Genomic DNA, 8,073 nt, shown 5'->3' with positions numbered 1-8,073 from the left:
AATCGAACTCTCGTCGTCAGCTTGGGAAGCTGCTGCTCTACCATTGAGCTACACCCGCGCGCCGAAAGGTATTTGAGCCCGTTTTGGACCCGGCGCAAGAGGGCTGGGCATGCCGCTGGCGCCCGGGGCCGGAAGCGGATAGAAGGCGGGCCATGAACGGATTTCTAGCAGTCGCGGCAGGCGGCGCCCTTGGCGCAGCCATGCGCCATGGAGTGGGCCAGTTTACTGTGCGCCACATGCCTGATCATTGGCCGTATGGCACCTTTGCCGTGAACATTATCGGCAGCTTTTTCATGGGGTTTCTGATCAGCTGGCTTGCGTTTCGCGGGCAGGGCGGCCCGCAGGAGCTCCGGCTGTTCCTGGCGACTGGACTGCTGGGCGGATTCACCACCTTTTCTGCCTTCTCGCTTGAAGTTGCCAATTTTGTCCGCGCTGGCGACATGTCCCGTGCGGTCGCCTATGCGGCCTTGTCTGTCGCGTTGGGTCTCGTCGCGCTTTTCATCGGCCTCTGGCTGGCCCGGAAGGTGTTTGCATGAGCGGACAGATCGTCACCGAAACCGTCACCTCCAAGGAGGAAGGCACGCGTCTTGATCGCTGGATCAAGCGCCGCGTGCAGCTGACTCAGGGCCAGGTAGAGAAGATGCTCCGTACCGGGCAGATCCGCGTGGATGGCGCGCGGGCGAAGTCCAACACCCGCCTTTCCGCCGGCATGCAGGTTCGGCTACCGATCCTGAGCACCGATGAGGCACGCCCGGCGCCTGACAAGACGGCGAAACTGTCAAAGGAAGACCGTGACTTTCTGCGTGAAATCACGCTCTACGAAGACGACGACATGATTGCCCTCAACAAGCCCGCCGGTCTCGCTGTGCAGGGCGGTTCCGGGCAGGGCAAGCACATTGACGGCATGCTAGCGTCTCTGAGCGATGGCACGCACCGGCCGGTGCTGGTCCACCGGCTGGACAAGGATACGTCCGGCGTTCTTCTGGTGGCGAAACATCCGGCGTCTGCTGCGCGGCTCGCCGAACTCTTCCGCAGCCGCGACATGGACAAGGTCTACTGGGCTGTCACCGTCGCTGTGCCGAACCCGCCATTCGGACAGATCCGTTGCTGGATGGTGAAGGGCGTGCCTGACGAGCATGAAGAGGACGGATACCGCGTTGTGAACCCGAAGACGCGCGGACGCCGGGACTCCGATCGCGAACGCATGTTCCGCTCCGCCCAGGGCGTGGAAGGCGCGCGCCATTCCATTACCGATTATGCGGTGATCTCGACGGCTGGTCAGCGCGCGGCGTGGGTTGCTTTGAAACCCCTGACCGGGCGCATGCACCAGCTGCGTTTCCACATGCTGGAAATGAACACTTCGATCCTGGGCGATTTCAAATACCAGTGCCGCCGGGAGGTTCCGCAGGGGCTCGCGCCGGGGCTGCACCTGCACGCGCGTGCGTTGATCATTCCTCGCCCCAACGCCAAGCCGCTTCAGATCGTTGCGCCTTTGCCGCCTCACATGAAGCAGACGTTCGAGGCGCTCGGCTTCCTTGAGCAGGAAGCGGGCAAGGATCCGCTCGCGCCCTTTGTCTGATGTCTGGAAGCCATGACTGACCTGCGCCTTGCCATCTGGGATGTCGACGGAACGCTGGTCGACAGCCGTGAGACGATCCACAATGTGATGGTGGAAGCCTTCCGGCAGTCCGGTTTAGTGCCCCCGGAATATGACGATACACGCCGGATCGTCGGTCTTAGTCTGCACGAAGCATGCGCCCAGCTGGCGCCGGGTGCCTCGGTGGATGAGATCGAGCGGCTCGTCACGGACTACCGGAATACGTGGGTACGCGCCCGCGCCCGTCCGGATTTTAAGCAGCCGCTCTATGATGGCGCGCTCGAAACGCTGGAAGCCCTGCGCGATGAAGGCTGGCTGATCGCCATGGCGACGGGCAAGACACGGGCAGGCATCGCAAGCCTGTTCAAACTGCACCAGCTGGAACATTTCTTCGACACGATCTGGTGCGCCGATGACGGTCCGGGCAAACCTCATCCCCATATGGTGCTGCAGGCGATGGATGCGCTCGGAATGGAGCCAGACGCGAGCCTGATGATCGGGGATGCCATCCACGATATCGCCATGGGCCGCGCCGCTGGCGTTCGGTCGCTTGGCGTCAGCTGGGGATTCGGGGCCGCCCACGAGCTGGAAGAGGCCGGTGCACATGAGGTGCACCATGAATTCCGCACACTACGCGAGAGCGTCATGAATTTCAGGTCCGTTGCCGCAGGGGGACAGCAAGGGGCGTAGTTGTCTCTTGGAAACAAGGCCTGCGCGGCGTACATGCGCACCCATGACGAATACTCCTTCTCACAAGCCCAAGCGCTTCTATAAAGACGCCGCTGCCGAGCAGATGCCCGGTGGCTGGACCGTTGCCCTCGACGGGCGCACCATTAAGACGCCCGCCCGCGCAGCGCTTTGCCTGCCCAGCCAGCGCCTCGCCCGGGCCATTGCCGCCGAGTGGAATGAACAAGGCGACATTATCGACCTTGCCGCCATGCACCTGACGCGCCTGGCCAATGTCGCCATCGACCGTACGCCTGAAGCGCGTGAGGAAATGGCCGACGAACTTGCTCGGTATTGCGAGACCGACCTGCTGTGCCACATCGCGGAAGGCCCCGAAGAACTGGTCGAACGCGAGGAAGCCTATTGGCGCCCGGTGCGCGAATGGGCGGGTCAGGAACTCGATATTCTTCTAGTGCCTGTTGAAGGCCTGCTGGCATCACCACAGCCCGATGCCTCATTGGAGGCCGCGCGCCAGGTCGCGCTGGAGATGGATGATTTCCGTCTCACCGGAACACTCTTCGGCTGTGGCCTGTTCAGCTCGGCCTTGCTGGCTCTGGCTGTTGCCGAAGGCCAGCTCTCGGCAGCCGACGCGTTTGAAGTGTCCCGCGTCGATGAGGCTTGGCAGATCGAGCAGTGGGGGGAAGACGAAGAAGCGAAAGCCGCCACCGAAGCCCGTCGCAAGGAAGCCCGCGCGCTGGAAGCATGGATGCGAGGGCTCCGCTGAGCCACAAAAAGAATGAATTAAACTGCATGGGAGGAAAACATGGCGGAGAATGGTTACGTAGACAGCAAGGTGATCGTCGTGACTGGGGGCGGCGGTGGCTTCGGGCGCCTGATTTCTCAACAAGCCGGTGAACGCGGTGCGCGCATGGTCTGCGCGGATATCAATATTGAGGCGGCCGAGGAAACGGCCGAGTTGGTCCGTTCCGCTGGTGGAGAAGCTGTTGCGGTCAAAGCAGATGTGACGTCTGCGGAGGATATGGTAGCTCTGGCAGAGAAGGCGGTAGAAACCTTCGGCCAGATTGATGTGATGATCAACAATGCCGGGATCATGCCACTCGCTTTCTTCGCCGATCACAAGGAGGCGATGGGCGCCTGGCATCGTTGCATCGATATCAACTTCCGGGGTGTGCTGAACGGCATGGTGGCCGTGCACGACCAGATGCTGTCGCAGGGGCGCGGGCACATCATCAATATCTCGTCGATCTACGGGAATTTTCCGGTCGTGGGCGCCGGTGTCTATGGCGCGACAAAAGCGGCGGTCAATTTCCTCTCGGAATCGATGCGCATGGAGTCACGCGGGCGGATCAAGGTCACGATTGTGAAACCGACGGGGGTGCCCGGTACCGGTCTTGGTGCGGGCGTCATCAATACCGAAGCTGTCATCGGAATTGTGGGCCAGAATATGGTCGAATTCAGTACGGCTCTGGGTGCATTGCGTGAAGGCAAACTCGACAGACTGGCGCTCGACCCGGAAAACATCGACTATCTCGTCCTCGATCCGGCCTTCATCGCGCGCGAAGTCCTGCACGCGATTGATCAGCCGTGGGGCGTATCAGTTGGCGAGGTCACCGTCCGCGCTTCCGGCGATCACTACGTGCTCTGAGCGTCCGGTTATACGATGTTCTGGGCTAGATTGGCGGCCGTGAAATTGCCGAGGTTCGGCAGCGCAGCCGCCAGTTCATTATCATTCAATCCGAACCACCGGCCCAGGGGTTCCGCAAACTGTTCAACGGATGTCGTCGGGATCAGGCGGCCATTGTCGGAATCCTGCACATGCCCGAGCTCCATAGGTGGAACTTCGCCATAGATGTTCTGGCCTTGCACCGCACCGCCGACGACCATGTGATGTGAGCCCCAACCATGATCCGTTCCGTCGCCATTCGCCGATAGCGTACGCCCGAATTCGGAGGCAGTGAATGTTGTCACGCTGTTTGCGATACCAAGCTCCTGCATGGCTGTGTGGAATGCTGTGATTGAAGCAGAGACATCCGAGAGTCGCGCAGGGAGATCGGCTGACTGACTCGAGTGTGTGTCAAATCCGCCTATGCCTGCATAGAATACCTGTCGGCGTACGGACAAACTATCCCGGATGGCGATCGTATTCGCAATGGAGCGTAGCTGCGCGCCCAGATAAGATCGCGGAAACTGTGTTGAAATTGGAATGAGGTTCGCGACCGCCTGATTGTAGGATTCGTTGAGCACCACGGACTTGTCCGCAATCTGGGCGATGTCGCGTCCGATCAGGTTGCTTCCATTGAATTCTGCAGCTGTGAAGTGGCGGCGCAACAGATTTGAAATGCCGTCGTCATTGTACTCTGACAGCAGGTAGATTTCTGGCGCGCCATCGAGACCGATCTGGTAGGGCAGCACGTCCTGTCCGGTCAGGAACAACTCGTTCCCCACTGATGTGATCGTGCTGAATTCCCGGTTGATGTTTGCTCCGGATGCGACAGCTGCATCTGCGAAGCGGCCGCCCCATCCGAACTGGGCGCCCTCGGGTGCGCTGGCTGACCAGGTAGACTGCTGATCATTATGCGAGAAAAGCTGCTTGGGTACGGGCACCGACCCATCTCGCCATTGCGTTTTGTTCAATGGCCTTATCAATGGCCCGGTGTTGGCGACAAAGGCCATATCACCCGACTGAAACAGGCCTTGCAGCCCACTCATTTCTGGCGGCATGGCAAATTGACGTCCGCCGAGGTCTGCAGAATTTGCTGGCGTGAGTGGCAGCAGGCTGCTGCGGTCACGGCTTGCACCATAACTTGCGAGCAATGAAGATCTGATGTTCCGGAACTGGTCATATGATGTCTGGTCATAAGGCAGCAGCACATCGTGCGTATCACACCCACCCCACATGAAAACACAGACCAGTGCTTTGTAATCCGTGACCTCTGCTGCATTTGCCGCCTGAAACCCGCGCATCGCGCTTCCGAGGGTCGTCAGCGTTGCTGTGCTCAGCGCGCCAGCGCCGATGCCTTTGAGGAGATGTCTCCGGGAAATACTCATATCCATCACCTAACGTTGCACGAGATATTCTGGGGACGTCATAACCATCAGGACGGCTGTGCCGATCCGCTCTAGCGGTCCGTCATACCGGTAAATGTTCTCATTCGTCAGCGGTATGGCGTCGATTGCCTGTACGATGTTATTCTTGGTTGCATCAGTAAGTTGGCTTGATGCGAGCAATGTATCGAGATGATCGACAAGCGCAGCGGGGTCGTTCGCAAGCGCACGCTCTTCTGTGTAGTCTGGAATGAAGCTGGTGCTATGCGCTTGATTCCCTTGAAGGGCTTTCGCAAAAGTGAAGTGCGCCATGAAGTTGGCGTAGCCGACGAGCGTGGAGCTGTTTGTGATTTGAAGTTCCGGAACGGTCATTCCGGCGGCGCCGGACTCGCTGCCTGGAGGAACATATCCCGGGCGATAAAAGTTGAACACAGATGCGGCCTGATACGGAATCTGGCCAAGCGTCATGTCTGTCGTTTCGTCGTACGGATTGAACGAATCTTCAGGGGTAACGGCTGAGGCATCAAAAGCGCGAGCCCATTGGGCGAACCGGATCGCAGGCTCCCGGACTTTTCCGAATGTATCAAACGCCAGCATCTCATCGGACCTGGCTTCGGCGTCCATGAGAATTGCTGCGACCATCGCCTCCATCGAGCCGCGACGCCCATCACCAACACTCGTGCCGTCCGGAAGCGTATACTGGCCCGTCTCAAATGCTGTCGCGACGCGTCCCACATAGGCAGGTGAAGGGTTGCTGGTGACAAGTCGCTGGATCATCTGGCGGCTGAGGAATGGGCCCATGTTGGGATGCTGGAACAACGTATCCAGAGCAATTTTTATGCTCTCTTCTCCGCTTGTCCCGGCGGGGATGGTCGTGCCGAGGAAGGTTTTTTCCGAAGAAGAGTGATAGGCCGGATACACGACGAGTGGCCGCGCCTCATACGCCTGTGGAATCCCTGTGTTGTATTGATCGAAGTCGCCTGTGTCCGGAGCCAGTCCCGTGAAGACCTTCGCCAGTCCGGAAACATCGTCATTGTCGAAGGTTGGAATGGGTTGACCATCTGCGCCGAGCTTGAGGGTGCCATCATGATTCAATTCGTTCAGGCCGATGGTGAACAATTGCATGATTTCCCGCGCATAGTTCTCATCAGGCATTCGGTGCGAATAGGGATCTTCCTTCTGGTTTCTGAAGTAGGTCAGATAATACGCCATGGCCGGAGAATAGGTGATTTCCTCCAGCAGCTCCCTGTAGTTGCCGAATGCGTTGCGGGTCAGAATGTCCTGATAATAGGCGACCGTAATCGGACGCCGGAAAGTCGAGCTTGAGGAGTCATGATGCGAAACAACGATGATTTGCGACAAAGCGAAGGTGACGCGCTGGCGAAGCTGATCGTCACCTGTAATGGCGTTGATCCAGAATGAGTGCGTGGGGCCTTCCGCACCTCTGTCATTGACCAGGCCTTCATCTCCTCTTGAGCCTGGTACCTCCAGAAAATTCGTCACCCAGGCCACATTGAGGCTCGCCGGTTTGGCGAATTCATTGACCAGCCACTGCGAGGCGCTCGTGCCCGTGAATGTGTCCAGATCTTCCGTTGTCGGGCCAAATGTCGCCTGCGTCAGAAAGCGGGATGTGCTTTCCGGTGTCGAGAATCCGGAATCTCCCTGGGTCGCGGGCGGCGGGGGAGGCGGAGGAGATGCCGGCGGCGGGGACGGGGGCGGTGGAGACACCGGAGTCGCAATATCGCCGCCACTACTCGTGCCGCTTCCGCCACCTCCACCGCATGCAGTCATCAGTACCGCGAGAGAAACAGCCGTAATTTTCCAGGCCGATGATTTGTTCATGGCTCCACCATCCGTTCTGGATTGTCGGTTTATTCAACCGAATGCCTGTGTCACGGAGTTTCGTCACCTTAAAAAACGGAATGGTTCATAAAATAGCAGCTATATGCCCGTTGAGGGCGGTCACTTTCCCCTGACAGGCGAATTGTGTTCGTTTTGGGGCCGAAATAAACGGGGTTTCAACAAAATCGTCCGACAACGGGAAATGAACGCTGATTTCAGCATCGGTTCCGGTACGGCATGTTTTTCTGCAGGCATGATGAAACACGTCATGACTTCCGGAGCGGCCGCCGTTGCCTTTGCTGCGTCAGCCCTCATCGCTCTCCCGGCCTCGGCGGACAGTCCGCCGGTTCGAGCGTCAGTCGCCACCGACTTTGAAAAAAATTCCGCTCTCTTCATCGAGGTCGGGCATGGCGGCTATGATTATCGTCCGGCTGCGTACAGCTATCGCGGAGCGACGCGCGGGTATGCGCCAAATTATCGTGACCGGATGAGCCGCGAAGCGATCCAGGTTTGCCGGAGAGGCATCAGACAGGAAGCCCACAGGATGGGATTCCGAGATGTCGATTTCGACAGCCGTGCCTGGGCTCAGCCATTTGGCCGGCGTGGATACACCGTCCGCTTCCGTGAAGTGGAGTTCGAGGGCCGCCGGCACGACTTCGAAAGAAGTGTCAGCTGTACCGTCCGTCATGGCCGGGTGACGGACATTCAGGGAGTTCCGCACCGACGTGGCGGGCCTCGCTATGATGAGCGCAGGAGCCTCTGGTAGAGACCTATATTTTCCTCCGCCAGAATAGTGGAGTTTTGCGCGACGCCCCGGACCGAACATCCGGGGCGGTTTTTTAGGGGTGAGCGGCGATCTGACGGTCTTGAGGTGAGGAAACGCGGGGGGGGGGGGCTCGCAA

Annotated in this window: 8 protein-coding genes; 5 read left to right on the top strand and 3 right to left on the bottom strand. The window is 59.1% G+C overall.

Annotation, left to right across the window (positions count from 1 at the left end):
* Nucleotides 1-152 precede the first annotated feature (152 nt).
* From crcB to HY26_RS15085, 5 genes are read left to right on the top strand one after another with little or no spacing between them, the layout of a single operon-like run.
* Nucleotides 153-536, top strand: coding sequence for a fluoride efflux transporter CrcB (crcB, locus tag HY26_RS15105; protein ID WP_034767287.1), 384 nt, complete (start codon nt 153-155; stop codon nt 534-536).
* Nucleotides 533-1,579, top strand: a complete 1,047-nt coding sequence (locus tag HY26_RS15100; protein ID WP_034767285.1) for an RluA family pseudouridine synthase — start codon at nt 533-535, stop codon at nt 1,577-1,579. Before crcB ends, HY26_RS15100 begins: the two co-directional genes overlap by 4 nt.
* A gap of 12 nt (nt 1,580-1,591) precedes the next feature.
* Nucleotides 1,592-2,287 (top strand): HAD-IA family hydrolase, encoded by a 696-nt coding sequence (locus HY26_RS15095; RefSeq protein ID WP_034767283.1) that lies wholly within the window; start codon nt 1,592-1,594, stop codon nt 2,285-2,287.
* 43 nt (nt 2,288-2,330) lie between these two features.
* Nucleotides 2,331-3,047, top strand: a complete 717-nt coding sequence (locus tag HY26_RS15090) for an ATP12 family chaperone protein (protein WP_112073968.1) — start codon at nt 2,331-2,333, stop codon at nt 3,045-3,047.
* A gap of 39 nt (nt 3,048-3,086) precedes the next feature.
* Complete coding sequence (locus HY26_RS15085; protein WP_112073967.1) at nt 3,087-3,929, top strand: SDR family oxidoreductase; 843 nt, start codon at nt 3,087-3,089, stop codon at nt 3,927-3,929.
* An 8-nt stretch (nt 3,930-3,937) separates the two neighbouring features.
* Here the strand turns inward: HY26_RS15085 and HY26_RS15080 are convergent, their stop codons facing one another.
* The 3 genes from HY26_RS15080 to HY26_RS19055 all read right to left on the bottom strand — a co-directional run bounded on the left by HY26_RS15080 (nt 3,938) and on the right by HY26_RS19055 (nt 7,859).
* Nucleotides 3,938-5,332 (bottom strand): DUF1501 domain-containing protein, encoded by a 1,395-nt coding sequence (locus HY26_RS15080; RefSeq protein WP_112073969.1) that lies wholly within the window; start codon nt 5,330-5,332, stop codon nt 3,938-3,940.
* Nucleotides 5,333-5,341: 9 nt separating this feature from the next.
* Nucleotides 5,342-7,171 (bottom strand): DUF1800 family protein, encoded by a 1,830-nt coding sequence (locus HY26_RS15075; protein WP_146740252.1) that lies wholly within the window; start codon nt 7,169-7,171, stop codon nt 5,342-5,344.
* Between the two features lie 355 nt (nt 7,172-7,526).
* On the bottom strand, nt 7,527-7,859 hold the full coding sequence (locus HY26_RS19055) for a hypothetical protein (protein WP_034767276.1): 333 nt from the start codon (nt 7,857-7,859) through the stop codon (nt 7,527-7,529).
* Nucleotides 7,860-8,073: the final 214 nt, after the last annotated feature.

The sequence above is a fragment of the Hyphomonas sp. GM-8P genome (assembly GCF_003263315.1).
Taxonomy (GTDB): domain Bacteria; phylum Pseudomonadota; class Alphaproteobacteria; order Caulobacterales; family Hyphomonadaceae; genus Hyphomonas.
This window is presented reverse-complemented; position numbering and strand designations above follow the sequence as displayed.